Genomic DNA, 26324 nt, shown 5'->3' with positions numbered 1-26324 from the left:
CGCATCACTGGCCGCGTTGCGGCTCGAATACGAACGGTTGGGTCAGCAGGAACGGATTCGCGGTCGCACCCGTCTGCACGCAGCTCGCGTGCGTCATCGCGTCGACGGCCGCACGATCGGCCGCCGCATTGCGGCTGCTCGTCGTCACGGTGACGTTCTGCGCTTCGCCGGACGTCGTCATCAACGCACGCACGAGCACGGTTGCCGGACGCGTGAGCGGCTTCGCAGTGTCCGGATAGACGGCGCGCGGAATGTGGCAGGTCAGCTTGCTTTCCTGCGACGACGACAGCATCGCGCAGCCGGAAAACAGCATCGCGACGGCGGGCAGGATCAGGTAGGTCGAGCGAATAGCCATGGTCGAATATCGTTCTTCAGCACTGTTCTGGACGAACGCACCGCTCACCGGAAGACATCGCCTTCGCATTACGCGCGTCGCACTGCGCCGCGGCCATCGGACCGGCGCCCCGTTACGGCCGCACGGCCGATCGATGCTCGGCCGCGATCCTGCTTGGCGGGCTTCCCGGATAGCCGGGGCGTGGCATGTATTCGCGCCGGCCCCGTGCCCCACGCGGGCCGGCACACGAGCGCTTTCGCGCATTGTGCACGCGCCGTCCGGCCAGCGGCGCCGATTTGACAATGGTTGACGCGAATCGACAAGCCTTCGACCTGAATCCGCGCCATTCGCGAAGTAATCGATACGCGGCCGGATTCGCGGTTCACGACGGGCCGATCTGCTCGGCGCCTTTCGCTGTCATGCCTCGCGATGCGGCAAACGCCGGAATTCCCCGTTCCGGCGGCCGCTGCGCGTCTTACTCCGAATCGTCGTCGTCCGAGTCGTCGGCCGCATCGGCCGGTACTTCCCCGTACTTCGCGACGACGGCCGCCTTGAATGCCTTCAGCGCCGGCTGCTGGTCGCATAGCCTGTACAGCAGGGCCAGTTGTTGCGGCCAGTCCTTCAGCTCCTTCGCAAACACATGCAGGCGCGCGACGGTATCGAGCGCGTCGGCTTCGCGGCCCGCCAGCGCCTGCAGCGCCGCATAGCGGCGCAGCACCGTCTCGCCGGGCAGCAGCGCGATCGCGCGCTCATGCGCGGCAAGCTTGGCCGGCAGGTCTGCCGCCGAAATCGTCAGCAGCGTCGCCGCACCGTAATCGCCCCATGCGCCGAACAGCAGCGACGGTGCATCGCGGTACTGCGCGGCCGGGTCGTTGCCGTAATACAGCACTTCCGCGCGCTGGTAGTCGCGCAGCACCGGTACTGTCGCCAGCACGCCGCCGAACGACAGCACCGCGAACAGCCCGAATGCCGCGCGGCCCGGCAGGATGCGCAGCGGCTTCACGTCGAGCAACCCGATCACGAACATCGCCGGCAGCAGGAAGAACATGTACTGCTGCGGGTACTCGACCAGCGCATGCATCAGCAGGATGCCGATCAGCGCGAAGCCGAACACGCGCGTGCTCGACTGCGGCGCGCGCAGCGCACGCACGAACCACATCACGAGCGTGACGACGAGCACGCCAAGGCCGGCGAGACCGGACTTCGCGAGCAGGTCGATGAAGATGTCGTGCGAGTTGTTCGCGATCTCGACGCCACCCAGCGTGCGCACGAGCGCAAACTGGTGCGACGGGAATTCGCCCCAGCCGACGCCGAGCAGCGGATGCTCGCGGAACATCGCGAGCCCGTACTTCCACAGTGCGAGGCGCGGCGCGATCTGCCCCGCGTCGCGCATCCGGTCGGCCGCCGACTCCGCGAGATTCAGGTGATAGTGCAGGTTGGCCCAGCGCACCGCGACGTTCACCGCGATGAACGCAACCGCGAGCACGACCGGCATCAGCCACGCACGCGTATTGCCCGGCGCGCGGCGCGATTCGAGCCACGCCATCCAGAAGCCCGCGACGACCATCACCGCGACTTGCAGCCACGGCCCGCGCGACACCGTCAGCGCGAGACCGACCGACAGCACGATCGACAGCACAAACCACGCCCACACCGCGAGCCGGCGCGTCTGCACGAGATACAGCGCGCCCGCGAGCGCGAACGCGATATAGGTGGCCAGATGGTTCGCTTGCGCCATGTTGCCGTACGGGCGGCGATCGACCGTGACGTTGTACATCACGACGAACGGCGATACGGCCGACTCGAGGTGGAACAACTGCACGATCTGCGTTCCGACCGCGAACACGCCGCCGACGAGCAGCGCACCGGCCATCATCCGCGAGACGGTTTCGGCCAACCCGTCGCGCGCGAGCGCGTAGCCGGCCTGCATCGCGACCAGCGCGGCGGCGAGGTAGCCGGCCGCCAGCCAGTTCATCGACGGCACCTTGAGCGGCATCAGCGCGACCTGCGCGATGAGCACCGCGGCAAACCCGAGCGGCACGACGAACGCGGCCGGCGCGGCAAACGGCTCGTCCGAACCGCTCGTCCGCACGAGCAGAACGACCGACAGCCCCACCAGCAGATACAGCACCAGCGCGGAAAACTCGGAATAGAAGGTCGGGATCGGATACGTGTGATTCGTGATCGCGTACGGCACGATCAGGGCGACAGCCAGCGCAACGAGCGACAACGAACGGGAAAAAGTAGAAGGCATGAGCGAACCGGATGTCAGCAACCGGCGCACTATACAAAACTTTCCCCCCTCTGTGCGGGGCCGTCGCACGGCCACCCGACGCCGCGCGACCGGCCCGGCCGGCCGAAGCGGCGGCCGGCGTGCCGCCCTCCTCCTCCGCCGGCGCTATGCGCGGCACTCCGCGGGCGCATATTTCGCAGGCAGCGTCGCGGCGGCGCCCGGCAGCGGCCCGGCCCCCGGTGCCGGCAGCGACGACGCATCCTTGCCGGCGGCAAAGCACTCCCACGCAATCGCACCGGCTTGCATCGCGCCCTTTTTGAGCGCCACGCGCGCGGTGGGTGTGTCGGCCTTGTCGGGCGCGGACGGCACGAGCACCAGCGTATTCGTGCCGGCCGCGGCGACGCGGGTCGTGAACGCGACCGTGATCTGGCCGGTCTCGCCGTCGATGACCACCGATTCGACGTTGCGGGTCGCGGCCGGCGGGCTGTAGCCGCCGTCGAGGCTCGCGCCGCTCGCCGCGTTGTCGGCAACCGCGAGCCGCGCGGACGACGCGAGCGCGAGCCCCTCGCCGACGCGCGAACGCGCGAGGTAGTCCTGGTACGCGGGAATCGCATAGGCCGCGACCACGCCGACGATCGCCAGCACGATCATCAACTCGATCAACGTGAAGCCGGCCGGCCGCCAGCGCGGCGACGGCCGGCTCGCGCGCCGCAGATCGGCGGCAACGCGACGGAACAGGGAAACGGAAAAAGCTTCGAACATGGCAGGCTCCGGAAACGAAAAACGCCTGCCGTCAAAGGCAGGCGTCTCGATCGTAGCCAGCGGGCCGCGAACCCGGCAGTCGGCCGAACGGCCAGCGTCAGTGCGCGCCCGGTACGCCGCGGCGGCGCCTGAGCGCGTAGCCGGCCGCCACGACGAACAGCGCGCCGGCCATGCTCGCGCCGTAGATCGCGGGCGCCGTATCGAGCACCGGCCAGCGGTCGCCGACCGGATCGTGCACGATCAGCCCGCCCGCGATCCAGCCGAGCAGCGCGGCGCCAAGTGTTACGACGATGGGGAAGCGGTCGAGGAGTTTCAGCACCAGCGTGCTGCCCCAAACGATGATCGGCACGCTGACGACGAGCCCGAAGATCACGAGCGCGATCCGCTGCGACGGGTCGGCCTGCTCGGCGGCGCCGGCGATCGCGATCACGTTGTCGAGGCTCATCACCGCATCGGCGATCACGATCGTCTTCACGGCCTCCCACAGCCGGTCGGCCGGCTTGATGTGGTCGTGCGCGTCGGCGGCCGGCGCCATCAGCTTGACGCCGATCCACAGCAGCAGCAGCCCGCCGCCGATCTTCAGGAATGGCACGTCGAGCAGCGCGACCGCGAACGTGATCAGCGCAACGCGCAGCAGGATCGCCCCCGCGGTACCCCAGACGACGCCGCGCAAGCGCTGGTTCGCCGGCAGGTTGCGGCAAGCGAGCGCGATCACGACCGCGTTGTCGCCGCCGAGCAGGATGTCGATGATGACGATCTGGAGAACGGCGCCCCAGTGCAACGACGTCAGGAATTCGAGCATGGGGTGATGTGCAGGACAGTGGCCGCTTGGCGGGCGGCCCGGTTCATCGCCGGCACATGCGCGATGCATGCCCGGTGCTTACGAATTCATTGCGCGAGCATAACAAAAAACGCCGGCAAAGCCGGCGTTTTCTGCAGGACGAACCCACGCGGAAATATTACAGCGCTGCCTTCAGCAGGCGGCCCATCTCCGACGGGTTGCGCGTGACGGTGATGCCGCACGCTTCCATGATTTCCAGCTTCGCTTCGGCCGTATCCGCACCGCCCGAGATCAGCGCGCCGGCGTGGCCCATGCGCTTGCCCGGAGGCGCCGTGACGCCCGCGATGAAGCCGACGACCGGCTTCTTCATGTTGGCCTTGATCCACTCGGCCGCATTGGCTTCGTCCGGACCACCGATTTCGCCGATCATCACGACCGCATCCGTATCCGGATCGTCGTTGAACATCTTCATCACGTCGATGTGCTTCAGACCGTTGATCGGGTCGCCGCCGATACCGACTGCCGACGACTGGCCGAGGCCGAGTGCCGTCAGCTGCGCAACGGCTTCATACGTCAGCGTGCCCGAACGCGACACGACGCCGATGCGGCCCTTGCGGTGGATGTGACCCGGCATGATGCCGATCTTCAGTTCGTCCGGCGTGATCGTGCCCGGGCAGTTCGGCCCGAGCAGCAGCGTCTTGCGGCCTTCGCGGCGCATGCGGTCCTTCACTTCGATCATGTCGCGCACGGGGATGCCTTCCGTGATGCAGATCGCGAGATCCAGATCGGCTTCGACCGCTTCCCAGATCGCAGCGGCAGCGCCTGCCGGCGGAACGTAGATGACCGACACGGTCGCGCCGGTTTCTTCCTTCGCTTCCTTGACGCTTGCGTAGATCGGAATGCCTTCGAAATCTTCGCCGGCCTTCTTCGGGTTCACGCCCGCGACGAATGCTTCGCGGCCGTTTGCATATTCACGGCAGGCGCGCGTATGGAACTGACCGGTTTTGCCGGTGATGCCCTGCGTGATGACCTTCGTGTCCTTGTTGATCAGAATCGACATGTATTTTGACCTCTGTTCGATTGGCGTCGCGTATCTGCCGCGCCGCCATGCGTATTCGATAGCGTTACTTGCCTTCGGCAGCCGTGACGACCTTCTGCGCAGCTTCTTCCATGCTGTCCGCCGAGATGATCGGCAGGCCCGAATCGGCCAGCATCTTCTTGCCGAGGTCCTCGTTCGTGCCCTTCATGCGCACGACGAGCGGCACCTTCAGGTTCACGGCCTTCGAACCGGCGATCACGCCTTCCGCGATCACGTCGCAGCGCATGATGCCGCCGAAGATGTTCACGAGGATCGCCTTCAGGTCCGGGTTCTTCAGCATCAGCTTGAACGCTTCCGTGACCTTCTCGGTCGTCGCACCACCGCCGACGTCCAGGAAGTTCGCCGGTTCGCCGCCGAACAGCTTGATGGTGTCCATCGTCGCCATCGCGAGGCCTGCGCCGTTCACGAGACAGCCGATGTTGCCGTCGAGCGAGATGTACGCGAGGTCGAACTTCGAGGCTTCGATTTCAGCCGGATCTTCTTCGTCCAGATCGCGGTACGCGACGATTTCCGGATGACGGAACAGCGCGTTCGAGTCGAAGTTGAACTTCGCGTCGAGTGCGATGACCTTGCCGTCGCCGGAGACGTTCAGCGGGTTGATTTCAGCCAGCGACGCGTCGGTTTCCCAGAATGCCTTGTACAGGCCTTGCAGGATGGCACGCGCTTGCGGAATCGAAGCAGCCGGCACGCCGATCTTCGCGGCGAGGTCGTCGGCCTGGGCGTCGAGCAGGCCGGTCGACGGCTCGACGATGACCTTGTGGATCAGTTCCGGGTGCTTTTCGGCAACTTCTTCGATGTCCATGCCGCCTTCGCTCGAACCCATCAGAACGATCTTTTGCGACACGCGATCAACGACGAGGCTGACATACAGTTCCTGCTTGATGTCGGCGCCTTCTTCGATCATCAGACGGTTGACCTTCTGGCCTTCCGGACCGGTCTGGTGCGTGACGAGCTGCATGCCGAGGATCTGGTTCGCGTATTCGCGAACCTGCTCGATCGACTTCGCCACCTTCACGCCGCCGCCCTTACCACGGCCACCCGCGTGAATCTGAGCCTTCACGACCCAAACCGGGCCGCCCAGCTCTTCCGCCACCTTGACGGCCTCGTCCACCGAGAACGCCGGCTTGCCGCGCGGTACCGCGACTCCGAATTTCCGCAGGATTTCCTTACCCTGGTACTCGTGAATCTTCATGCGTGATTCCCTTCAGTCTGAGAGTTGGATGAAAAGTCGCTTAAGACGCTTCTTCGAATGATTTCCGTTCATTCCTTCGTTCCGTCCCGGACGGGCATGTCCCGAACGGGCATGTCCCGAGCAGGCACGTCCGGCCGGCTCGCGCCATACCAGCGCGGGTAGTACTGCCGCACGACCTCGCCGTCGAACCGCAGCGCACGGCAGCGGCCGAGCTGAAAAGGCGGTTCGTCGGGCACGCCGTCGTGATCCGGCCCTTCGCCGCCCTCCTCACGCACGTTCCATACGTCACCGGCGAACGCCTGGATCGCTGCCGTCGGCAGCACGGCGCACAGTTCGGTGAGATGGGAGCAGCCCGCGACACCGGACAGCAGTCGGTTCGCATCGCGGCGGAAATGTCGGAAGAGATTGAGCCCGATGAGGGCCCGATAGGCGGGAGGGGCGGATTGACACTGACCGGGATAGGGCACCCATTCCGAAGACGCTTCGGCGTCGACGACATTGAGTTCACGATCGATAGTCACGCGCAGCCAGAGTTCGTGGATCGGCAGGCCTTGGGGCCGGATGCCCGACGCAAGCGCGACATCGCGCGGCTTGTGGTCGGTCAGGCAGGCTTCGATATCCCACAAGCCGTCGTCGCGCTCGTAAGCTTCCGCTCGGATTGCGCGTCGATGTCGCAACTGACGGGGCACGGGCTCGGATAGCGGCATGCTGGAGGTTGAGGCCGAAGAGGAAAACCCGTGGATTTTAGCATATCGGGTATTTGAGACAGTTTGACGCGACGGCGGGTATTCCCGCCTGTCCGGAAGCGATTGCATTGCAGCAAAATCGCGCGCCACGCGCGCGACCGGAGCGATCAGTCGTCGATCGAAAAATCGTCGCCGACCTTCAGCAACTTCACGATGGTCGCGCTCGAGAAGCCGCGCGCGGCGAGAAAGCGTGCCTGCTTCGCACGCTCGGCCGGCGTTTGCGGCAGTGCACCGAATTTCTTGCGCCAGACAGCCTGTGCACGCGTCCATTCGGTCTCACGCAACTGCGCGTTCACTTCCTCGACGAGGGTGTCGCCGACTGCATGGCGCTTCAGTTCGCTGACGATGCGTGCGACGCCGACGCGCGACGCGCGGCGATGCACGAGACTCTCGGCAAAGCGCGCGTCGGACAGCCAGCCTTCCTTCTCCAGCGCATCGAGCACCGGTTCAACGGATTCGTCTTCGCCGACGTAGGGCGCGAGCTTGCGCGCGAGTTCCGTGCGGCTGTATTCGCGCCGGGACAGATAGCCGAGCGCTCGGCCCTTCAACGAACGCGGCGGCTTCGACGACTTGCGCCCGCCGGCGCCCGGATCGTCGCCGGAAGCAGCGCTTGATGCAGCGCCGGCCGCACGGCGCGTGCGGCGCGGATGCTGGCTGCTGCGCGTATAGACGTCTTCCTTGGCGGGCGCCGACGCATCGGATGCGCGATCGCCCGGGAAGCTGACGCCCGACACGCGACGGCGGGACCGGTCGTGCGCGTCGAACGATTCATCGTCGTCGAACGGATCGTCCGGCGCGGCAATCTCAAACGAAACGAGGGCATCGTCGGATGCCCTCGTCGCGGTGCGGTTCGCGGCGTTGCTGCCAGCGCCCCGCCGATCGGCGCCCGAGGATCCGGCTCGCCGGCCGGAGCGACCCGCCGTTTCGGGCGCGTCATTCTCCTCCGGCTCGCCAGCCTGACCTCGGCGCCCGACCATCACTCTTCTTCGTTCATCGCCTCGGCTTCGTTGCCTGCGCCATCGGGCATTGCGACGACGCCGAGCGATTCACGAATTCGGTTCTCGATCTCGCGTGCGATTTCCGGATTCTCGCGCAGGAACTCACGCGCGTTGTCCTTGCCCTGGCCGATCTTCTCGCCGTTGTAGCTGTACCAGGCGCCTGCCTTGTCGACGATCTTCGCCTGCACGCCGAGATCGATGATCTCGCCCTGGCGCGAAATGCCTTCGCCATACAGGATGTCGAAGATCGCTTCGCGGAACGGCGGCGACACCTTGTTCTTGACGACCTTCACGCGGGTTTCGTTGCCGATCACCTCGTCGTTCTTCTTGATCGAGCCGATCCGGCGGATGTCGAGACGCACCGACGCATAGAACTTCAGCGCGTTGCCGCCCGTCGTGGTTTCCGGGTTGCCGAACATCACGCCGATCTTCATACGAATCTGGTTGATGAAGATCACGAGGCAGTTCGTGCGCTTGATCGTGCCGGTCAGCTTGCGCAGCGCCTGCGACATCAGGCGGGCCTGCAGGCCCGGCAGCGAATCGCCCATCTCGCCTTCGATTTCGGCCTTCGGCACGAGCGCCGCGACCGAGTCGATGACGATCATGTCGATCGAGCCCGAGCGCACCAGCGCATCGGTGATTTCAAGTGCCTGCTCGCCGGTGTCCGGCTGCGAGATCAGCAGCTCCGGCACGTTCACGCCGAGCTTCGATGCGTACTGGACGTCGAGCGCGTGCTCGGCGTCGATGAACGCGGCCGTACCGCCGATCTTCTGCAGTTCGGCAATGACCTGCAGCGTGAGCGTGGTTTTGCCGGACGATTCCGGACCGTAGATCTCGACCACCCGGCCGCGCGGCAGGCCGCCGACGCCAAGCGCGATGTCGAGCCCCAGCGAACCCGTTGAGACGACCTGGATGTCCTCAGCCACCTCGCCGTCGCCCATGCGCATGATCGACCCTTTGCCGAACTGCTTCTCGATCTGCGCGAGTGCGGCCGCCAGCGCCTTGCTCTTCTCGGCGGTCATCCCGGAGCCCTTCTTGCTTTCTTCCATGAATCGTCCTTTGCTATGATGAGCAGCGTCTGATAAAGGCGCGCCCGCTTTCAAGCGCCGCCCACGAATGCAGACACTGTATAAAAAAACAGTGTTTTATGCAAGCCCGCAATGCAGGGCGTTGTACACGAATAACTTCGGAGACAGCCGCGCCGGCGCGAACGCCCTGCCGGCCATCGGTCAGCCACATGCGAATTCTCATCGCCGAAGACGACAGCATACTCGCGGACGGCCTCACCCGGTCACTCCGCCAATCGGGCTATGCGGTCGACCACGTGAAGAGCGGTGTCGACGCCGATACGGCGCTGTCGATGCAGACATTCGACCTGCTGATCCTCGATCTCGGGCTGCCCAAAATGTCCGGGCTCGACGTGCTCAAGCGCCTGCGCGCGCGCAATTCCAACCTCCCCGTGCTGATCCTGACCGCCGCCGACAGCGTCGACGAACGCGTGAAGGGCCTCGACCTCGGCGCGGACGACTACATGGCCAAGCCGTTCGCGCTCAACGAGCTCGAGGCGCGCGTGCGCGCGCTGACCCGGCGCGGCGCGGGCGGCGGCCCGACCGTCGTGCGCCACGGCTCGCTCGCGTTCGACCAGGTCGGCCGCATCGCGTATGCGAACGATCATGTGCTCGATCTCTCCGCGCGCGAGCTCGGCCTGCTCGAGGTACTGCTGCAGCGGATCGGCCGGCTCGTGTCGAAGGAGCAGCTCGTCGACCATCTGTGCGAATGGGGCGAGGAAGTCAGCAACAACGCGATCGAAGTCTACGTGCACCGGCTGCGCAAGAAGATCGAACCAAGCGGCGTACGGATCTCGACCGTGCGCGGCCTCGGCTATTGCCTCGAAAAGGCCGCGCCCGCCGCGCCGGCCGACAAGACAGCGCCCCAGCCCGCGGTGGCCGGCACGCCGCTGCGCTGAAGCCGGGCGTCGCCGCGATGGCCACGCCGGCCCATTCCCGCCACCCGACCGGCGCGCCGTCGTCAGCCGCCGACGAGGCACGCGACGCGCGCTACGAGAACCCGTTCGCGCCACCCGACGAAACCGATGCGGCCGAGGCCCCGCGCCCGCGCTCGCTGTTCGGCGAAATCCTCGACTGGATGCTCGCGCCGCTGCTGCTGCTGTGGCCGATGAGCATCGCCGTCACCTATCTCGTCGCGAAGACGATCGCGAACAGCCCGTTCGACCGCACGCTCGAGACCAACGCCTACGTACTCGCGCGGCAGATCCACCCGGTCAACGGCGTCGCCGAGCTGACGCTGCCGGAACAGACGCGCGACTTCCTGCGTGCGGACAACGTCGACAGCGTCTACTTCCAGGTGCTCGGCACGCGCGGCGAGCTGGTCGCGGGCGAAGCCGACATGCCGCTGCCGCGCGACGAGGACCGCCCGCCGCCGGGCGTCGTCGTGTTTCGCGACGACCTGCTGCGCGGCAACGACGTGCGCGTCGCGTATACGACAGTCGCGCTGCCGCAAGCGAGCGGCACGCAGCCCGTGCTCGTGCAGGTCGGCGAGACGCTCGACAAGCGCAACGCGCTCGCGAACGACATCATCAAGGGCGTGATCCTGCCGCAGTTCGTGATCCTGCCGCTCGCGATCCTGCTCGTCTGGTTCGGGCTGTCGCGCGGGCTCGCGCCGCTCAACGCGCTGCAGGCGCACATCCGCGCGCGGCGGCCCGACGACCTGTCGCCCGTCGAGGCGCAGCGTGCACCGCCCGAGATCGAACCGCTCGTCACGTCGTTCAACGACCTGCTCGCGCGCCTCGAACAGAACATGGCGCTGCAGAAGCGCTTCATCGCCGACGCCGCGCACCAGATGAAGACGCCGCTCGCGGGCCTGCGTACGCAGGCCGAGTTCGCGCTGCGCCACCCCGTCCCGCCCGACGTGCAGCGCTCGCTCGAGCAGATCGCGACGAGCTCCGAGCAGGCCGCGCGGCTCGTCACGCAACTGCTTGCGCTCGCGCGCGCCGAGAACCGCGCGAGCGGGCTCACGTTCGAGCCGGTCGAGATCGCCGCGCTCGCGCGGCGCGCGGTGCGCGACTGGGTGCAGGCCGCGCTCGCGAAACGGATGGATCTCGGCTACGAAGGCCCGCCGGACGACGCGCCGCTCGACGTCGACGGCAATCCGGTGATGCTGCGCGAGATGCTCGGCAACCTGATCGACAACGCGATCCGCTACACGCCGGAAGGCGGCCGCATCACGGTGCGCGTGCGCGCCGAGCCCGCGGCGCGGTTCGTGCATCTCGAAGTCGAGGACACCGGGCCCGGCATCCCGGCCGCCGAACGCGAGCGCGTCGTCGAGCGCTTCTACCGGATCCTCGGCCGTGAAGGCGACGGCAGCGGCCTCGGGCTCGCGATCGTGCGCGAGATCGCCACGCAGCATGGCGGCACGCTGACGCTCGACGATCACGTCTACCAGCAGGCGCCCCGCCTCGCCGGCACGCTCGTGCGCATCAGTCTGCCGCTGGCGGAATTCGCCCCGGATCAACCCTGACACGGGCGGCGGCGCACCGCCGCGATCGCACCGAAACCACCGCTTTACCGCCCGTTCGCGACACGATCGAGGCCGAAAGCCCGCGATTCGCCGCGGGTTAACACGCAGTCGTTTTATCCGCGCGAGTCAGTGCGCCGTAAGTTTCCGTGCCAATAATCGTCGACAGGCCCGCCCACCCAAGGCGGCCGCACATCTATATCAAGGGACTTGGAGACGATTCATGGCAACGTTAGGCGGGCAAATTTCGCACTCGCCGATGACGGGCGAAGAGAAGAAGGTGATCTTCGCGTCGTCGCTCGGCACCGTGTTCGAGTGGTACGACTTTTACCTGGCCGGGTCACTCGCGGCCTACATCAGCAAGAGCTTCTTCTCGGGCGTCAATCCGACCGCCGCGTTCATCTTCACGCTGCTCGGCTTTGCGGCCGGCTTCGCGGTACGCCCGTTCGGCGCGATCGTGTTCGGCCGGCTCGGCGACATGGTCGGACGCAAGCACACGTTCCTCGTGACGATCGTGATCATGGGCCTCTCGACGTTCGTGGTCGGCTTCCTGCCCGGCTATGCGTCGATCGGCATCGCCGCGCCCGTGATCTTCATCGCGATGCGGCTGTTGCAGGGCCTCGCGCTCGGCGGCGAGTACGGCGGTGCGGCGACCTACGTCGCCGAGCATGCGCCGGCGAACCGCCGCGGCTTCTACACCGCGTGGATCCAGACGACCGCGACGCTCGGGCTGTTCCTGTCGCTGCTCGTGATCCTCGGCGTGCGCACGTTCATCGGCGAGGAAGCATTCGGCAACTGGGGCTGGCGCGTGCCATTCGTCGCATCGATCGCGCTGCTCGCGGTGTCGGTGTGGATCCGGCTGCAGCTGAACGAATCGCCGGTGTTCCTGCGCATCAAGTCTGAAGGCAAGACGTCGAAGGCGCCGCTGACCGAAGCGTTCGGCCAGTGGAAGAACCTGAAGATCGTGATCCTCGCGCTCATCGGCCTGACGGCGGGCCAGGCCGTCGTGTGGTACACGGGCCAGTTCTACGCGCTGTTCTTCCTCACGCAGACGCTGAAGGTAGACGGCGCCAGCGCGAACATCCTGATCGCGATCGCGCTCTTGATCGGCACGCCGTTCTTCCTGTTCTTCGGGTCGCTGTCGGACAAGATCGGCCGCAAGCCGATCATCCTCGCGGGCTGCCTGATCGCGGCGCTGACCTACTTCCCGCTGTTCAAGGCGCTCACGCACTACGCGAACCCGCAACTCGAGATCGCCACGCAGAAGGCGCCGATCACCGTCGTCGCCGATCCGGCCACCTGCTCGTTCCAGTTCAACCCGGTCGGCACATCGAAGTTCACCGACTCGTGCGACATCGCGAAGAGCGCGCTCGCGAAGGCCGGCCTGAACTACGAGAACGTCGCGGCGCCGGCCGGCACGACCGCGCAGATCAAGGTGGGCGACACCGTGATCGACGCATACGACGCCAAGGGGGCTGACGCAAAGGCGAAGGGCGCGGCGTTCGACAAGACGCTCGCGACCACGCTGAAGTCGGCTGGCTATCCGGCGAAGGCCGATCCCGCGCAGCTCAACTGGCCGATGACGATCGTGATCCTGACGATCCTCGTGATCTACGTGACGATGGTCTACGGGCCGATCGCCGCGATGCTGGTCGAGATGTTCCCGACGCGGATCCGCTATACGTCGATGTCGCTGCCGTACCACATCGGCAACGGCTGGTTCGGCGGCTTCCTGCCGGCAACCGCGTTCGCGATCGTCGCGGCGAAGGGCAACATCTATTCGGGGCTCTGGTATCCGATCGTGATCGCGCTGGCCACGTTCGTGATCGGCCTGCTGTTCGTCAAGGAAACGAAGGACTCGGACATCTACGCACGGGATTGATGTCGAAGCGCGGGCGGATGCCGGTTGCCGGGTGCGTTCCGGTGACCGGCATCCGGCTCCGCGACGAGGCCAGCGCGGGCCGTCGGCACCTTTTTTCACGGAAGATGAAAAAAGGTGTTGACAGCTAGAAGCCCCATCGGCATAATTTATTTCTTCGGCGAATTAGCTCAGTCGGTTAGAGCGACGGAATCATAATCCGCAGGTCCGGGGTTCGAATCCCTGATTCGCCACCAGTTGTAAAAAAGCCGCTGTTCCGCAAGGAACAGCGGCTTTTTCGTTTGGCGTCATCCGATGCGCGATCCGCCCGCGCTGCCCCCGCCGGCATCCGGCATTTCACGCACCCCAACATCGACGGCTCCCCGCCATCGGACACAACGGCCGAAACCGCCGCGTCCCGGCTCGTTACGCCGCCACCGGCCCGCGCCGCGTCTCCGGCGCCTTGCCCTGCACCCTCCCGCGCCAGTTCTCCCCACCCTCCAGCGCCGGAGTCGACTCGAACACCTCCGCGATCCAGTCGGCAAACACGCGCACCTTCTGCGACAAATGCCGGTTGTGCGGATAGACGATCGAAATCGGTTTCGGCTTCGGATTGCAGTCCGGCAGCACCTCGACCAGCGACCCGTCGAGCAGGTTCGGCAGCACCATGAACAGCGTCGGCTGGATCATCCCGAACCCTTCGAGCCCGCACGTCACGTAGGCATCCGAATCGTTGACCGTGACGTCCCCGCTCATCCGCACCTCGACCGGCTTGCCGTCGATCATGAACACCCACGGAATCGCACGCGCACCGTGGCTCGAACGAAAATTCACCGCATGATGTTCGGCGAGATCGGTAATCTCGTGCGGCTCGCCGTGACGCGCGAGGTAATCGGGCGACGCGCAGGTCACGCGCTTCAACATCCCGATTCGCCGCGCGACCATCGACGAATCCTCGAGCGGCCCGACCCGGATCATGCAGTCGATGCCCTCCTCGACCGGATCCACGTAGCGGTCGGAAAGCCCCAGCTCGAGCGTGATGTCCGGATAACGCTGCCGGAAAATCGACAGCGACGGCAACACGATGCGCCGCCCGAGCGAGCTCGGCATGTGAACGCGCAGCACGCCGCTCGGCTTGCGGTTGCCGGTCTGGAAACTCGCGTCGGCTTCCGCGATCTCCGCGATGATCTTCATGCAGTGCTCGTAGTACGCGGCGCCTTCCGGCGTCAGCGACAGCCGGCGCGTCGTCCGGTGCATCAGGCGCACGCCGAGCAGCGCCTCGAGATTCTGGATGATGGTCGTCACCGACGCGCGCGGCATCGCGAGCGTGTCGGCCGCGCGCGTAAAGCTGTTCGCGTCGACCACACGGGTAAAAACTTCCATTGCCTGGATTCGGTCCATGCTGCCCCCCTTCGAATCGCCAACAGAACAGAATAGAGCGCGCAGCGGGCGCGGCACAAGTCCCCGCCTATTGTTCTTCAAGCCTGAACAGTTTCGGCATTTCGCACTGGAAAATGATCGGTTTTCGTTCAGTTCCAGGCGACAACCGCTTCGGCCCCGATCGCGTGCCGCACGTTACCGCACGAACCGCTCCCGATACACCTGCGGCGACACGCCCAGCACACGCACGAAGCTGCGCCGCAACGTCTCCTCCGAACCGAATCCGCACCGTGAGGCGATCCGCTTGACGGGCCAGGTCGTTTCGCCGAGCAGGCGCTGCGCGGCCTCGACGCGGATCTGCTCGACCGCGCGCGCGGGCGTGCGGCCGGTTCCCGCGCGATAGTGGCGCACGAAGCTGCGCTCGCTCATGCGCACGCGCTCGGCCAGCGCGGGCACCGACAGATCGGCCGTCAGGTGCTCGGCCATCCACGCATGCAGCTCGCCGAAGCGGTCGTCGGTGCGCTGCATCGACAGCATCGCGCTGAACTGCGCCTGCCCGCCCGGACGCTTCAGGAACACGACGAGTTCGCGCGCGGCGTCGAGCGCGGTCGCCCGTCCGAGATCCTCCTCGACCAGCGCAAGCGCGAGATCGATACCGGCCGTCACGCCCGCCGACGTCCACAGCGCGCCCTCGCGGATGAAGATCGGATCGGCTTCGACGCGCACGTTCGGGTAGCGCGCCGCGAATTCGTCGCAGCGCGCCCAGTGCGTGACCGCGCGCCGTCCGTCGAGCAGGCCGGCCTCGGCGAGCAGGAACGCACCGGTGCAGACCGACGCAACGCGTCGCGCACGCTCGGCTTGTTGCCGTACCCAGCGCACCAGTCGCGGATCCTGCGATGCCGCATGCACGCCCTTGCCGCCGGCAACGATCACCGTATCGGGATGGCGCGCGGCCGAGCGCAGCGACTCGGCCATCACGACGAGGCCCGACGATGTCTCGATGGGCCCGGCGTCGGCCGCGACGACGCGCGGCGCATACGGCGCCGGCTGCCCGCGCTCCAGCGCGAGTTCGTTGACGGATGCGAACACCTGCAGCGGCCCCGACACGTCGAGCAATTGCACGCGGGGGAACGCGAGGATCAGGATCGAGCGCAGGGCGGCAGGCATGGCGATTGGCTGAAAACGTTGGCGATATGGCGATTTCGCCAAACACTACGCGCCTAGAATCGATCTGTCCATCGTGTGCCGGCAACGGCGCACTCCTCTTCCACCCGGAGTCTTCGCATGACCCTGCATATCGGCCTTCTCGTGTTTCCCGGCGTCCAGCAACTCGATCTCACCGGCCCGCACGACGTGCTCGCGTCGCTGCCCGATGCAACCGTCCACCTGGTCTGGAAGTCGCGCGACACCGTCGCGTCGAGCAGCGGCCTCGCGCTCGCGCCGACCTGCACGTTCGACGACTGCCCGCCGCTCGACGTGATCTGCATTCCGGGCGGCACCGGGATCAACGACCTGCTGCTCGATGCCGAAACGATCGCGTTCGTGCAGCAACGCGCGGCCACCGCCCGCTATGTGACGTCGGTCTGCACGGGCGCGCTGCTGCTCGGCGTGGCCGGCCTGTTGCGCGGGCGGCGCGCGACGACGCACTGGGCGTTCCACGCGCTGCTCGAACCGCTGGGTGCGGTCCCCGTGCGCGAGCGTGTCGTACGCGACGGCAACCTGATCACGGGTGGCGGCGTGACGGCCGGCATCGACTTCGCGCTGACGATCGCCGCGGAACTGGCCGGCGATGAAGAGGCGCAGGCGATCCAGCTTCAGCTCGAATACGCGCCCGCGCCGCCGTTCGACGCCGGCTCGCCCGACACCGCGCCGGCATCGGTCGTGAAGCGTGTCACCGAACGTTCGGCGGCCAGCTTTGCAAAGCGCAAGCAGACGATCGAGCAGGCGCTGCGCGCGATGTCGCACTGAATGCGGATGGAAGTGCAGGTGTGGGGAAATTGACTGGAAGACGACGCGCATTCGCGCCGGAGAACACATCGATGAACATCATCCGCAGCGCGGCGTTCACCGCGGACCGCCCGTGGGGCGCGCTCGACATCGCGAACCTGAACGGCATCACGGTCCGGCTGCACTGGACCGACCAGCCGTATCGATGGCATGTGAACGACGGCGAGGAAGTGTTCGCGGTGCTCGACGGCCGCGTCGAGATGCGTTATCGCGTAGCGGGCATCGAGCACGCAACGGTGCTCGAAACCGGCGATGTATTCCACGCGACGATCGGCACCGAGCACGTCGCGCATCCGCTCGGCGAAGCGCGCATCCTCGTGATCGAGTCGGAAGGCAGCGTCTGACGGCGGGCGGCCTTGCGCCGATGCCGTGCGGCGGGTTTTACCCCGAGATCGTCCCCGTGCCCTGCGACGGGATCAGTTTCGGCTGCGGCGCGCACAGGCACTGGCACAGATCGTGTTCGAGCGCGACGACCTTGCCCATCACGGTCATCGTCCGCTCGCCGCCGTCGGACACGATCACGCCCGTCGTCTTGCACGCCGCGCAGAACACGGGCGCGCCGAGATAAGCGAGTTCGCGTCCGTCGAACGACGAATTGGCGATCCCTTCGAGCACCACGCCGCCGTGGTCGGTCGTGTCGCCCTTCAGAATGAATTTGCGGCTCATGATGTCGGTTCTTCCCTCGGAAACGCCGCGCCACGCGGCAGCGTGGCCGCGCACGGGCAATCGGAATCCGCCCGTCGGTCGCGGGCGTCCCGCGAGCATATCACCGCTCGCGGCGGCCGCCTGCCGTTCGCCGCAGCCGCGCCCGTCAGAACGTGTGCCGCATGCCGATCCGCGCCTCGAACTGGCGGTCGTTCGCGGACGCGCCGGGGCCGTTGATCGCGGCGACCGCCGCCCGCCCCGTCGAGTCGCTGCCCGACGCGCGCTGATAAACGGCGGTCAGATACACGTCGGTACGCTTCGACAGGAAGTAATCGAGCCCTGCCGCGACCTGGTGATACGTCGCGCCGTCGCGGCCGCTCACGCGGCCGCCGCGAGTGTAGTCGTACGCGACGCCGCCGAACAGGTAGGGCGTGAACTGGTATCCGGCGCCGCAGCCGATCGTCGAATGCACGTCGTTCAGCGCGGCGTTTTCGCTGTCCGTGCATACCGACACCGTGTCGTGCGTGCCGAAGAGCTTCATGGAGGTCGACTGGATTCGCGAGCGGATGGTCGCGATCGATGTCGAGGAAACGATTCCGGCCGTGTCGGTCGGCATGCGCACGCGCCGCGATGCGCTGAACACGATTGCATGCGACTACCTGATCCACTGCTTCGTCGAGGCCGTGCGCCGGTACGATCGCGCGAAGCTGCCGTGGCGATAGCGGCGCCGTTCAGACGAACAGCGCGATGCACAGCGCGGCGCCGCACAGATACGTGCCGAGCGCACCGATGAAACGCACGGGATTCGGCGTGGCCATCGTCGGCCACGCAAGCAATCCGATCACGAGCAGGCAGCGGCACGCGGTCGCCGCCACGATCAGCGACAGGATCGCGCGCGACGGATCGTGTGCGCCGAAATAGAGAAACAGCACGGCAAGAAACGGCGCGTATTCGGCCGTGTTGCCGTGCGCGCGCACGATCTTGTGCAATCCGTTGGTCGGATCAGACGCACACCCGGTTCCGGTGGTGTGCCGGAAGCGCGTGACGGACACGACGAGCCCGAGCCCGAACAGCAGCAGCCCGAGGATGGCCGTGCAAACGAGCGCGACGGGATGGATCGGCATGGGACTCCCGGCGAAAGCGGAAATGCGCCGCACATCCGGCGATCCTACCCGCGGCCGGCGCGCGCGACTATCGCGGAAACCCGTAGCGTCGCCGTGCGCCGGCCACGATTTCACGAACAGGATCCGGCCCGAATTGCCGCGATGGCGCAGCGCACGAAACCGGTGCATCGACCGCCTGCCCGGCCGTCCAAGCCTCCCCGCCGGCACCCTTGTCACGCGGACGCTTCAACACGGAACGCGCAAACGTTACGCAGCGACGGCGCGCGCCGCCGCACCGCAACGCAGGTCGCCGCGCGTCACGGGCACACGCGTTGCGTCGGCGCATCTTGGTAGAGAACCGCCTTCGCAGCCCACGGTTGAGGACTACACTAATCCTTAATGGGGTGCGGCCGGAGCCCGTGCCTTCAGGGAGACGCCGCCATGAATCGGCCGCTGAATCGTATCCTGCCGCGCGTGACCGGTCTCGCATCGGTCTGGACGTGGGTCAAGTGGTCTTTGCTCGCCGCGCTGGTGATCGCGGCGGCGATCGTTGCGCGACTCGTGCAGACCGAGATCGAAACGTCCCGGCTGCAGGCGCACTACCTGTCCGAGCTCACCCGCGATGTCGGCTACACGGTCGAAACGGGCCCGAGCGATCACATCCGCTTTCCCGCGAACGGCCCGTACGACCAGCGCCTCGGCTACGCGATGATTCCGTCGTTCCAGGAGCGGCTGCTCGCACGCGGCTTCGTCGTCGGCAAGCAGGCGCGCGATTCGCAGCGGATGCTGTCGCTCGGCGATCGCGGCTTGTTCCTCCCTTACGAAGAGAAGGACCAGGCCGGCCTGATGCTGTTCGACTCGACCGGCGCGCCGCTGTTCGAGACCGTGTTCCCGCAGCGCGTCTACGCCGACTTCGATACCGTGCCGCGCGTGGTCGTCGATTCGCTGCTGTTCATCGAGGATCGCTACCTGCTCGACTCGAACGAACCGAACCGCAACCCGGCGATCGACTGGGGGCGCTTCAGCCGCGCGATCGCCGACCAGGCGCTGCACGTCGTCAACCGTCACCAGGCGCGCCCGGGCGGCAGCACGCTCGCGACGCAGATCGAGAAGTTCCGCCATTCGCCGGAGGGGCGCACCGCGACACCGCCCGAGAAGCTGCGGCAGATCGCGTCCGCGTCGATCCGCGCGTACCTGAACGGTCCGCAGACGATGCTCGCGCGCCGCACGATCGTGGTGCGCTATCTGAACTCGGTGCCGCTCGCCGCGCGGCCGCATGTCGGCGAAATCACCGGCATCGGCGACGGTCTCGCCGCCTGGTACGGCCGCGACTTCAACGACGTGAACCGGATCCTGTCCGCGCCGACGACCGGCGACAACGTCGACGAACAGGGCAAGACGTTCCGCGAGGTGCTGTCGCTGATCATCGCTCAACGCGCGCCGTCGTACTTCCTCAACCGCGGCTATCCGACGCTGCAGCGGCTGACCGACAGCTACCTGCGGCTGTTGTCGAACGGCGGCGTGATTTCGCCCGCGCTGCGCGATGCCGCGCTCGCCGCGCAGATCGATCGCAGCGCGCCGCCGGCCGCCGCGCAGGTGCAGTCGTTCGTGTCGCGCAAGGCCGTGACGTCGGCGCGCGCGTCGCTGCTGTCGGCCCTCGGCATCGGCGACGTGTACCAGCTCGACCAGTTCGACCTGGAAGCGACCAGCACGCTCGACAACGGCGTGCAGCGGGCCGTCGCCGAGCGGCTCGCGAAAGCGTCGACGCGCGACGGCGCGCAGGCCGCCGGCCTGTACGGCTACGAGATGCTCGCGCCGAAGGACGACCCGTCGCACCTCACGTACAGCTTCACGCTGTACGAACGCCGCAACGGCGCGAACATGCTGCGCGTGCAGACCGACAGCGTGAACGAGCCGTTCGACGTGAATCGCGGCGGCCGCATCAACCTCGGCTCGACCGCGAAACTACGCACGCTGATCACGTACCTGCAGATCGTTTCAGACCTGCATGCACGCTACGCGAACCTGTCGAACGCGGAGCTGGCCCGCGTGAAGCCCGACCCGGTCGACGCGCTGTCGCACTGGGCGCTCGACTACCTGTCGCATACGCGCGACCGCTCGCTGCAGGCGATGCTCGACGCGGCCGTCGAACGCAAGTACTCGGCGAGCCCCGACGTGTTCTACACGGGCGGCGGCGCGCAGGTGTTCTCGAACTTCGAGAAGTCGGACAACGGCCGCATCCTGACGCTGCACGCGGCGTTCGAGCATTCGGTCAACCTCGTGTTCGTGCGGCTGATGCGCGACATCGTCCACTACGAGACGCTGCAGGCGGCCGGCCCGTCGTCGTCGTGGCTCGGCGATCCCGAGCAGCGCCGGCACTACCTGCAGCAGTTCGTCGACGGCGAAAGCCAGGTCTATGTGAAGCGCTACTACACGCGTTATGCGGGCAAGGCGGCCGACGACGCGCTCGCGCTGATGCTGAAGGACGTGCGCAAGTCGCCGCCGAAGATCGCGACGGTGCTGCGCAGCGTCGCGCCGAACGAATCGCTCGCGTGGTTCGATGCGCAGATGCGCGCGCAACTGAAGGGCACGCCGGCCGCGACGCTGTCCGACGACGATCTCGCCGCGCTCTACGCGAAGTACGCGATCGACCGCTTCAACCTGAACGATCGCGGCTATATCGCGAGCGTGCACCCGCTCGCGCTGTGGACGCTCAACTACCTGCGTGCGCACCCGGGCGCATCGCTCGGCGATGTCCAGCGCGACAGCCGCGATGCGCGTTTCTACACGTACTCGTGGCTGTACAAGACGCGCTACCACGCGACCCAGGACCGGCGCATCCGCCGCATGGTCGAGCTGCGCGCATACGCGGAGATCACGAAGTCGTGGCGTGCGCTCGGCTATCCGTTCGCGGAAGTCACGCCGTCCTATGCGGCCGCGATCGGCGCATCGGGCGACCAGCCCGACGCACTCGCGAAACTGATCGGGCTGATCGCGAACGGCGGCCAGAAAGCGCCGACCGAGACGATCACGCGGCTCGACTTCGCGAAGGGCACGCCGTACGAGACGCGCTTCGTGCGCGCGGCCGCGCAGCCGCAGCCGATGCTGTCGCCGGAAATCGTCAACGTGACGCGCACGCTGCTGCGCGACGTCGTGCTCAACGGCACCGCGCGCCGCCTCGCGGGCGGCTTCACGCTGCCCGACGGCAAGACGCTGGAGGTATACGGCAAGACGGGGACGGGCGACCAGCGCTTCAACGTCTACGCGCGCGGTGCGCGGCTGATCGAGTCGCGCAAGGTCAACCGCAGCGGCACCTTCGTGTTCGTGATCGGCGACCGGTTCTTCGGGGTCCTGACGGCGACCGCGCACGAACCGTACGCGGCGCGCTACGACTTCACGAGCGCGATGGCCGTGCAGTTGCTGAAGTCGATGGCGCCGGCGCTCGCCCCGCTGATCGAACGCCCGGCCGGCACCGGCAAGCGCACCGCGGGCCCCGCGCCGCAGGCCGAAATGCCGGCGCCGGACGCCGCCGCGGGGCAACCGTCCTGAGCGCGGCACAAACGTTCATGCGGTGGCGCGCCGCTCAGTGCGAGCGGCCGTCGTAGTGCGTGACGGGCAGCGCGTCGAGGTCGACATCCTCGAGGCAGCGCACGTTGATCGCGGCCATCGCGGTGCCGTCCGGATGGACGCCCTCGGCGAACGGATGAATCCCGCAGCGCTTGCAGAAGCGATGCTTGATCACGTGCTTGTTGAACAGGTAGGTCGCGAGATTCTCGTCGGGCGTGAGGAGCTTCAGGTGGTCGCGCGGCACGAACCACATCAGCGCGCCCTTGCGCTGGCAGATCGAGCAGTTGCACGCCATCACGCCCTGCAGGTCGCCTTCCGCCTCGAACTTCACGTCCCCGCATTGACAGCTTCCGCGATAAAGCATGGTCGTCTCCCGGTGCGGCCCGTGCGCGTCGACGGCACCCGAACGGGACACCGTTGGCCAGGCCGATCCAAGCGGGTACGGTAGCGCGCACCCGCGCCGCACGCAATGTCCGGCGGCGCCCGTCCCGCCCCTCCCCGACCAAGGAAAACCGTCATGCTCGAACTGCGCCCCGGCTGCGAATGCTGCGACAAGGACCTGCCGCCCGATTCGGCGGAGGCGCGCATCTGTACCTTCGAGTGCACGCGGGCGGCCAGTCGTTCCGCGCGACCTGCGCCGACGACGTGCTGAAAGGCCGCTGCCCGAACTGCGGCGGCGACCTGGTCGCGCGCCCCGCGGCGGCCGGCGAGCCTGCTCGCGAAGTACCCGGCGTCGACGGAGCGTATCCACAAGCCGGGCGGCTGCGCGAACGCCTGACGGCGCCGCGCCGCCCGCCCCGGCCCGTCACGACATCTCGATCCGCGCACGCGTCACCGCGAGCAGCGCCGCCATCGCGCGGCGCGCACCGTCCTCGTCGCGCACGCGGATCGCGTCGCTGACGGTCGTGTGCTCGGCGAGCGACGCGTTGTACACGTCCGCGCGGCGCGCATTCAGATGCAGTTGCGCCTCGAGCGTGCGATCGATCAGCGCGCCGAGCGGCACCAGCAGCTCGTTGCCGCCGGCCGCGAGCACGCTCAGGTGAAAGCGCAGGTCGGCGCGCACCCATTCGTCGACGTTGCGCGCGGCGGCCATCGCGCGCGCCGCGTCGTCGATCGCGTCGAACGCTTCCGGCGTATGCGCGCGCGCGGCCAGCGCGGCCGCATACGGCTCGACCATCTCGCGCATCTCCTGCAGCTTCAGCGCGAACGCGAGTGGCGGCGCGACGCGCGCGTACCAGTCGAGCAGATCGGCGTCGAGCAGGTTCCACGCGTGGCGCGGCCGCACGCGCGTGCCGACCTTCGGCCGCGATTCGACCAGCCCCTTCGACGTCAGCGTGCGCAGTGCCTCGCGCATCACCGTGCGGCTCACGCCGTACATCTCCATCAGGTCGGGCTCCCGCGGCAGCAGCGACTCGGGCGGATAGTCGCCGCGCAGGATCGCCGTCGCAAGCCGGAAGGCCGTCTGTCCATGCAGGTCGCGTTGAATGTTCGTTCTCCGTTGCGCCGGCGTGCCGGCTACCCACTATCTGCACAATAGTGCTATTAATACTATTTTTTATCGGACTACGCTAGGATAACCGTGAAAGCACGCGACCGTGCGCTGCGCCCGAGCGCCCGCGCCGGTCAACCATGGAGACTCGCATCGTGAAAATCACCCGCCTCGAAACCTTCGTCGTCCCGCCGCGCTGGCTGTTCCTCAAGATCGAAACCGACGAAGGCATCGTCGGCTGGGGCGAGCCGATCGTCGAAGGCCGCGCGCACACGGTCGAGGCCGCGGTGCAGGAGCTGGCCGACTACCTCGTCGGCCGCGACCCGCTGCTGATCGAGGATCACTGGCAGGTGATGTACCGCGCGGGCTTCTACCGCGGCGGCCCGATCATGATGAGCGCAATCGCGGGCGTCGACCAGGCGCTATGGGACATCAAGGGCAAGCATCACGGCGTGCCCGTGCACGCACTGCTGGGCGGCCAGGTGCGCGATCGCATCAAGGTGTATTCGTGGATCGGCGGCGACCGGCCGAGCGACGTCGCGAACAATGCGCGCGCGGTCGTCGAGCGCGGCTTCAAGGCGGTGAAGATGAACGGCTCCGAGGAGCTGCAGATCGTCGACACCTACGACAAGGTCGAGCAGGTAATCGCGAACGTCGCGGCCGTGCGCGACGCGGTCGGCCCGCATGTCGGGATCGGCGTCGACTTCCACGGCCGCGTGCACAAGCCGATGGCGAAGGTACTCGCGAAGGAGCTCGACCCGTACAAGCTGATGTTCATCGAGGAGCCCGTGCTGTCGGAGAACGTCGAGGCGCTGCGCGACATCGTCAACCAGACCAGCACGCCGATCGCGCTCGGCGAACGGCTGTACTCGCGCTGGGACTTCAAGCACATCCTCGCGGGCGGCTACGTGGACATCATCCAGCCCGACGCATCGCATGCGGGCGGCATCACCGAGTGCCGCAAGATCGCGACGCTCGCGGAGAGCTACGACGTCGCGCTCGCGCTGCACTGCCCGCTCGGCCCGATCGCGCTCGCCGCGTGCCTGCAGCTCGATGCGGTCAGCTACAACGCGTTCATCCAGGAGCAGAGCCTCGGCATCCACTACAACCAGGGCAACGACCTGCTCGACTACCTGCGCAACCCCGAGGTATTCCGCTACGACGACGGCTTCGTCGCGATCCCGCAGGGCCCGGGGCTCGGCATCGACGTCAACGAGGAGAAGGTGCGCGAGATGGCGAAGTCGGGCCACCGCTGGCGCAACCCGGTGTGGCGCCACGCGGACGGCAGCGTCGCCGAGTGGTGAGCGCGATGCGCAGCACGTGCGGCTGCGGCCCGCGCGGTACGCATCGATTGCAGCGCGGCCGCCCGACAGGCGGCCGTTTTTGCATGCGCCGCGCGACGAGCGGCACGTGCCGGACGCGCGCCGGCGACCTTGCGTCGCGCCGCGCGGAACCCGCCGTCAGCCGAGCGCCGCGAACCCCGGCACGCTGAACGACAGCACGGCGGCCGCGACGAACACGCCGATCATCGTCATCGCTTCGAGATGCAGGATGTTGCGGAACGTGTGCGCATCCTCGGTCGACGCAGTGCGGCGCAGCCGCGACAGCGCCGAGAAGCGGTTCAGGCCGCCGAGCACGAGCGCGAGCGCGACGAGCAGCAGCTTCAGCAGCAACACGCGCCCCCACGTGCTGCCGTCGAGCGGCACGAGCGAACCACCGAGCCCGCGCACCGCATTGAGCATGCCCGTCCCGAGCACGAATACGACCGCGACGATCGACGTACGCGACAGGTGCTGGCCGATGCGGATCAGCGCGCCGCGTGCGACCGACGAACCGAGTGCCGGCAGCACCGCGAGCCCGCCCGCGAGCACGAGGCCGCCCCACACGGCCGTCGCGAGCAGGTGCAGCGTCTGCACGCCGACCGCCGCGGACAGCGCGCCCGTATCGGCCGCATGGCCGAGCGATGCCTTGCCGGCCGCGACCACGATCACCGCAAGCCACAGCACCGCGTGCGCGACCGGGCCGTCCGGCTTCGCCAGCGCGACGATCGCGAGCACCACCGCGCCGGCGAACGCGACGCTCCACGCGAAGCCCGCGTGCGTCTGCATCAGCACGGTCGGGATCGCGGCGAACGCGCCGCCGAGCCCCGCGCCGCTCATCGTCGCGGCCTCGTAGACCAGCCAGCCGAGATCCGCGAGCACGAGCGCCAGCGCCGCCGCGACCAGCGAATGTTGCGCGCGCACCCACGCGGGATGCGAAGGCGAGACGACCGGCCGCGCGCCGTCCTTGCCGAGCCACGCCTTGAGCAGCGCCGAGCCGATCGCCATCGCGAACGTGGCGTCCGTCAGCGCCGCGAGCGCGACCTGCCCGATCCACAAGCTGTCGAACCTCATCGCGCACGCCCTCCCGGAAACGGCCGGCCGGCAGCGCGGCGGCAACGGGACAGACAGTGGGAACGAGGCAACGGCACGGTAGAAAACGTCATCGATGAATCCGGAAACGGGAGAAATGACTGGACCTGCGGCGGAGGCGGCGCCGCGCGACCCGCGAGTGTACGGTCTTCGATGGTGAAAGCGCACGCCGGTTCACTCGACCG

25 protein-coding genes, 1 tRNA gene and 1 pseudogene are annotated in these 26324 nt (G+C 67.4%); 10 read left to right on the top strand and 17 right to left on the bottom strand.

Translation table 11 applies throughout. From position 1 onward, the window contains the following. Positions 1–4: 4 nt before the first annotated feature. The 9 genes from JYG32_RS17345 to recA all read right to left on the bottom strand — a co-directional run bounded on the left by JYG32_RS17345 (position 5) and on the right by recA (position 9194). On the bottom strand, positions 5–355 hold the full coding sequence (locus JYG32_RS17345; RefSeq protein ID WP_089446333.1) for a TonB family protein: 351 nt from the start codon (positions 353–355) through the stop codon (positions 5–7). A 454-nt stretch (positions 356–809) separates the two neighbouring features. Then, positions 810–2588: a PglL family O-oligosaccharyltransferase gene (locus tag JYG32_RS17340; RefSeq protein ID WP_213264197.1), complete on the bottom strand. Its 1779-nt coding sequence runs from the start codon at positions 2586–2588 to the stop codon at positions 810–812. 144 nt (positions 2589–2732) lie between these two features. Beyond that, on the bottom strand, positions 2733–3329 hold the full coding sequence (locus tag JYG32_RS17335; RefSeq protein ID WP_174382216.1) for a pilin: 597 nt from the start codon (positions 3327–3329) through the stop codon (positions 2733–2735). A 97-nt stretch (positions 3330–3426) separates the two neighbouring features. Then, positions 3427–4131 (bottom strand): TerC family protein, encoded by a 705-nt coding sequence (locus JYG32_RS17330; RefSeq protein ID WP_213264196.1) that lies wholly within the window; start codon positions 4129–4131, stop codon positions 3427–3429. Positions 4132–4288: 157 nt separating this feature from the next. Then, complete coding sequence (gene sucD / locus JYG32_RS17325; protein ID WP_034178933.1) at positions 4289–5170, bottom strand: succinate--CoA ligase subunit alpha; 882 nt, start codon at positions 5168–5170, stop codon at positions 4289–4291. Positions 5171–5234: 64 nt separating this feature from the next. Then, the gene (gene sucC, locus JYG32_RS17320; RefSeq protein ID WP_034178934.1) at positions 5235–6401 is read right to left on the bottom strand and encodes an ADP-forming succinate--CoA ligase subunit beta; all 1167 of its coding nucleotides are present in this window, start codon (positions 6399–6401) and stop codon (positions 5235–5237) included. 68 nt (positions 6402–6469) lie between these two features. After that, a complete protein-coding gene (locus tag JYG32_RS17315) occupies positions 6470–7108 on the bottom strand; it encodes a DUF2889 domain-containing protein (RefSeq protein WP_174382214.1) in 639 nt (212 codons plus the stop codon). 146 nt (positions 7109–7254) lie between these two features. Next, the gene (recX, locus tag JYG32_RS17310; protein ID WP_174382213.1) at positions 7255–8124 is read right to left on the bottom strand and encodes a recombination regulator RecX; all 870 of its coding nucleotides are present in this window, start codon (positions 8122–8124) and stop codon (positions 7255–7257) included. Further along, a complete protein-coding gene (recA, locus tag JYG32_RS17305; RefSeq protein ID WP_213264195.1) occupies positions 8124–9194 on the bottom strand; it encodes a recombinase RecA in 1071 nt (356 codons plus the stop codon). The genes recX and recA overlap by 1 nt, the downstream gene beginning before the upstream one ends. A gap of 188 nt (positions 9195–9382) precedes the next feature. Here recA and JYG32_RS17300 point away from each other — a divergent pair, with 188 nt between their 5' ends. The 4 genes from JYG32_RS17300 (at position 9383) to JYG32_RS17285 (ending at position 13794) form a co-directional block, all read left to right on the top strand. Continuing rightward, positions 9383–10111 carry a response regulator transcription factor gene (locus JYG32_RS17300; protein WP_174382211.1) on the top strand — a complete coding sequence of 243 codons (729 nt, stop codon included), beginning with the start codon at positions 9383–9385 and terminating at the stop codon, positions 10109–10111. A 17-nt stretch (positions 10112–10128) separates the two neighbouring features. After that, a complete protein-coding gene (locus JYG32_RS17295; protein WP_213264194.1) occupies positions 10129–11682 on the top strand; it encodes a sensor histidine kinase in 1554 nt (517 codons plus the stop codon). Positions 11683–11902: 220 nt separating this feature from the next. Then, positions 11903–13561, top strand: coding sequence for an MFS transporter (locus JYG32_RS17290; RefSeq protein WP_213264193.1), 1659 nt, complete (start codon positions 11903–11905; stop codon positions 13559–13561). A 156-nt stretch (positions 13562–13717) separates the two neighbouring features. Then, positions 13718–13794: transfer RNA gene (locus tag JYG32_RS17285), tRNA-Met, on the top strand. A 169-nt stretch (positions 13795–13963) separates the two neighbouring features. Here the strand turns inward: JYG32_RS17285 and JYG32_RS17280 are convergent. Continuing rightward, complete coding sequence (locus JYG32_RS17280; RefSeq protein WP_213264192.1) at positions 13964–14938, bottom strand: LysR family transcriptional regulator; 975 nt, start codon at positions 14936–14938, stop codon at positions 13964–13966. Between the two features lie 174 nt (positions 14939–15112). After that, on the bottom strand, positions 15113–16084 hold the full coding sequence (locus JYG32_RS17275) for a GlxA family transcriptional regulator (RefSeq protein ID WP_213264191.1): 972 nt from the start codon (positions 16082–16084) through the stop codon (positions 15113–15115). Between the two features lie 117 nt (positions 16085–16201). Here JYG32_RS17275 and JYG32_RS17270 point away from each other — a divergent pair, with 117 nt between their 5' ends. Then, positions 16202–16885 (top strand): DJ-1/PfpI family protein, encoded by a 684-nt coding sequence (locus JYG32_RS17270; protein WP_174382206.1) that lies wholly within the window; start codon positions 16202–16204, stop codon positions 16883–16885. A 71-nt stretch (positions 16886–16956) separates the two neighbouring features. Continuing rightward, a complete protein-coding gene (locus JYG32_RS17265) occupies positions 16957–17268 on the top strand; it encodes a cupin (protein ID WP_174382205.1) in 312 nt (103 codons plus the stop codon). A gap of 37 nt (positions 17269–17305) precedes the next feature. On the opposite strand, the gene JYG32_RS17260 is transcribed toward JYG32_RS17265, so the two are convergent. Both JYG32_RS17260 and JYG32_RS17255 read right to left on the bottom strand, forming a co-directional pair. Continuing rightward, positions 17306–17590 (bottom strand): PAAR domain-containing protein, encoded by a 285-nt coding sequence (locus tag JYG32_RS17260; protein ID WP_213264190.1) that lies wholly within the window; start codon positions 17588–17590, stop codon positions 17306–17308. A 145-nt stretch (positions 17591–17735) separates the two neighbouring features. Then, complete coding sequence (locus tag JYG32_RS17255; RefSeq protein ID WP_433960832.1) at positions 17736–18110, bottom strand: porin; 375 nt, start codon at positions 18108–18110, stop codon at positions 17736–17738. Here JYG32_RS17255 and JYG32_RS17250 point away from each other — a divergent pair. Beyond that, positions 18109–18291 (top strand): hypothetical protein, encoded by a 183-nt coding sequence (locus JYG32_RS17250; protein WP_249744562.1) that lies wholly within the window; start codon positions 18109–18111, stop codon positions 18289–18291. The two genes, JYG32_RS17255 and JYG32_RS17250, sit on opposite strands and share 2 nt — an antisense overlap. Positions 18292–18300: 9 nt before the next feature. Here JYG32_RS17250 and JYG32_RS17245 read toward each other — a convergent pair whose 3' ends face one another. Further along, a complete protein-coding gene (locus JYG32_RS17245) occupies positions 18301–18693 on the bottom strand; it encodes an MAPEG family protein (protein ID WP_174382203.1) in 393 nt (130 codons plus the stop codon). A gap of 420 nt (positions 18694–19113) precedes the next feature. Between JYG32_RS17245 and JYG32_RS17240 the strand changes: the two genes are divergently transcribed. Next, positions 19114–22221 (top strand): biosynthetic peptidoglycan transglycosylase, encoded by a 3108-nt coding sequence (locus JYG32_RS17240; protein ID WP_213264189.1) that lies wholly within the window; start codon positions 19114–19116, stop codon positions 22219–22221. 34 nt (positions 22222–22255) lie between these two features. On the opposite strand, the gene JYG32_RS17235 is transcribed toward JYG32_RS17240, so the two are convergent. Continuing rightward, positions 22256–22603: a GFA family protein gene (locus JYG32_RS17235; protein ID WP_174382201.1), complete on the bottom strand. Its 348-nt coding sequence runs from the start codon at positions 22601–22603 to the stop codon at positions 22256–22258. A 153-nt stretch (positions 22604–22756) separates the two neighbouring features. Between JYG32_RS17235 and JYG32_RS17230 the strand changes: the two are divergent. Next, positions 22757–23017 (top strand): annotated as a pseudogene (locus JYG32_RS17230) (DUF1272 domain-containing protein). A gap of 27 nt (positions 23018–23044) precedes the next feature. Here JYG32_RS17230 and JYG32_RS17225 read toward each other — a convergent pair. Beyond that, a complete protein-coding gene (locus tag JYG32_RS17225) occupies positions 23045–23713 on the bottom strand; it encodes a FadR/GntR family transcriptional regulator (RefSeq protein WP_213265444.1) in 669 nt (222 codons plus the stop codon). A 170-nt stretch (positions 23714–23883) separates the two neighbouring features. Here JYG32_RS17225 and dgoD point away from each other — a divergent pair, with 170 nt between their 5' ends. After that, positions 23884–25032 (top strand): galactonate dehydratase, encoded by a 1149-nt coding sequence (gene dgoD, locus JYG32_RS17220; RefSeq protein ID WP_213264188.1) that lies wholly within the window; start codon positions 23884–23886, stop codon positions 25030–25032. A 156-nt stretch (positions 25033–25188) separates the two neighbouring features. On the opposite strand, the gene JYG32_RS17215 is transcribed toward dgoD, so the two are convergent. Next, positions 25189–26121, bottom strand: a complete 933-nt coding sequence (locus JYG32_RS17215; protein WP_174383429.1) for a CopD family protein — start codon at positions 26119–26121, stop codon at positions 25189–25191. Positions 26122–26324: the final 203 nt, after the last annotated feature.

The sequence above is a fragment of the Burkholderia pyrrocinia genome (assembly GCF_018417535.1).
GTDB classification, from domain to species: Bacteria; Pseudomonadota; Gammaproteobacteria; order Burkholderiales; family Burkholderiaceae; genus Burkholderia; species Burkholderia pyrrocinia_E.
Note: the sequence above shows the minus strand (reverse complement) of the source record. Positions and strands in the feature narration are given on the sequence as shown.

What these genes read in the sequence shown, in the direction of transcription:
- JYG32_RS17345 (WP_089446333.1), bottom strand. Translation starts at nt 355, where the DNA reads ATGGCTATTCGCTCGACCTACCTGATCCTGCCCGCCGTCGCGATGCTG.
- JYG32_RS17340 (WP_213264197.1), bottom strand. Translation starts at nt 2,588, where the DNA reads ATGCCTTCTACTTTTTCCCGTTCGTTGTCGCTCGTTGCGCTGGCTGTC.
- JYG32_RS17335 (WP_174382216.1), bottom strand. Translation starts at nt 3,329, where the DNA reads ATGTTCGAAGCTTTTTCCGTTTCCCTGTTCCGTCGCGTTGCCGCCGAT.
- JYG32_RS17330 (WP_213264196.1), bottom strand. Translation starts at nt 4,131, where the DNA reads ATGCTCGAATTCCTGACGTCGTTGCACTGGGGCGCCGTTCTCCAGATC.
- sucD (WP_034178933.1), bottom strand. Translation starts at nt 5,170, where the DNA reads ATGTCGATTCTGATCAACAAGGACACGAAGGTCATCACGCAGGGCATC.
- sucC (WP_034178934.1), bottom strand. Translation starts at nt 6,401, where the DNA reads ATGAAGATTCACGAGTACCAGGGTAAGGAAATCCTGCGGAAATTCGGA.
- JYG32_RS17315 (WP_174382214.1), bottom strand. Translation starts at nt 7,108, where the DNA reads ATGCCGCTATCCGAGCCCGTGCCCCGTCAGTTGCGACATCGACGCGCA.
- recX (WP_174382213.1), bottom strand. Translation starts at nt 8,124, where the DNA reads ATGGTCGGGCGCCGAGGTCAGGCTGGCGAGCCGGAGGAGAATGACGCG.
- recA (WP_213264195.1), bottom strand. Translation starts at nt 9,194, where the DNA reads ATGGAAGAAAGCAAGAAGGGCTCCGGGATGACCGCCGAGAAGAGCAAG.
- JYG32_RS17300 (WP_174382211.1), top strand. Translation starts at nt 9,383, where the DNA reads ATGCGAATTCTCATCGCCGAAGACGACAGCATACTCGCGGACGGCCTC.
- JYG32_RS17295 (WP_213264194.1), top strand. Translation starts at nt 10,129, where the DNA reads ATGGCCACGCCGGCCCATTCCCGCCACCCGACCGGCGCGCCGTCGTCA.
- JYG32_RS17290 (WP_213264193.1), top strand. Translation starts at nt 11,903, where the DNA reads ATGGCAACGTTAGGCGGGCAAATTTCGCACTCGCCGATGACGGGCGAA.
- JYG32_RS17280 (WP_213264192.1), bottom strand. Translation starts at nt 14,938, where the DNA reads ATGGACCGAATCCAGGCAATGGAAGTTTTTACCCGTGTGGTCGACGCG.
- JYG32_RS17275 (WP_213264191.1), bottom strand. Translation starts at nt 16,084, where the DNA reads ATGCCTGCCGCCCTGCGCTCGATCCTGATCCTCGCGTTCCCCCGCGTG.
- JYG32_RS17270 (WP_174382206.1), top strand. Translation starts at nt 16,202, where the DNA reads ATGACCCTGCATATCGGCCTTCTCGTGTTTCCCGGCGTCCAGCAACTC.
- JYG32_RS17265 (WP_174382205.1), top strand. Translation starts at nt 16,957, where the DNA reads ATGAACATCATCCGCAGCGCGGCGTTCACCGCGGACCGCCCGTGGGGC.
- JYG32_RS17260 (WP_213264190.1), bottom strand. Translation starts at nt 17,590, where the DNA reads ATGAGCCGCAAATTCATTCTGAAGGGCGACACGACCGACCACGGCGGC.
- JYG32_RS17250 (WP_249744562.1), top strand. Translation starts at nt 18,109, where the DNA reads ATGGAGGTCGACTGGATTCGCGAGCGGATGGTCGCGATCGATGTCGAG.
- JYG32_RS17255 (WP_433960832.1), bottom strand. Translation starts at nt 18,110, where the DNA reads ATGAAGCTCTTCGGCACGCACGACACGGTGTCGGTATGCACGGACAGC.
- JYG32_RS17245 (WP_174382203.1), bottom strand. Translation starts at nt 18,693, where the DNA reads ATGCCGATCCATCCCGTCGCGCTCGTTTGCACGGCCATCCTCGGGCTG.
- JYG32_RS17240 (WP_213264189.1), top strand. Translation starts at nt 19,114, where the DNA reads ATGAATCGGCCGCTGAATCGTATCCTGCCGCGCGTGACCGGTCTCGCA.
- JYG32_RS17235 (WP_174382201.1), bottom strand. Translation starts at nt 22,603, where the DNA reads ATGCTTTATCGCGGAAGCTGTCAATGCGGGGACGTGAAGTTCGAGGCG.
- JYG32_RS17215 (WP_174383429.1), bottom strand. Translation starts at nt 26,121, where the DNA reads ATGAGGTTCGACAGCTTGTGGATCGGGCAGGTCGCGCTCGCGGCGCTG.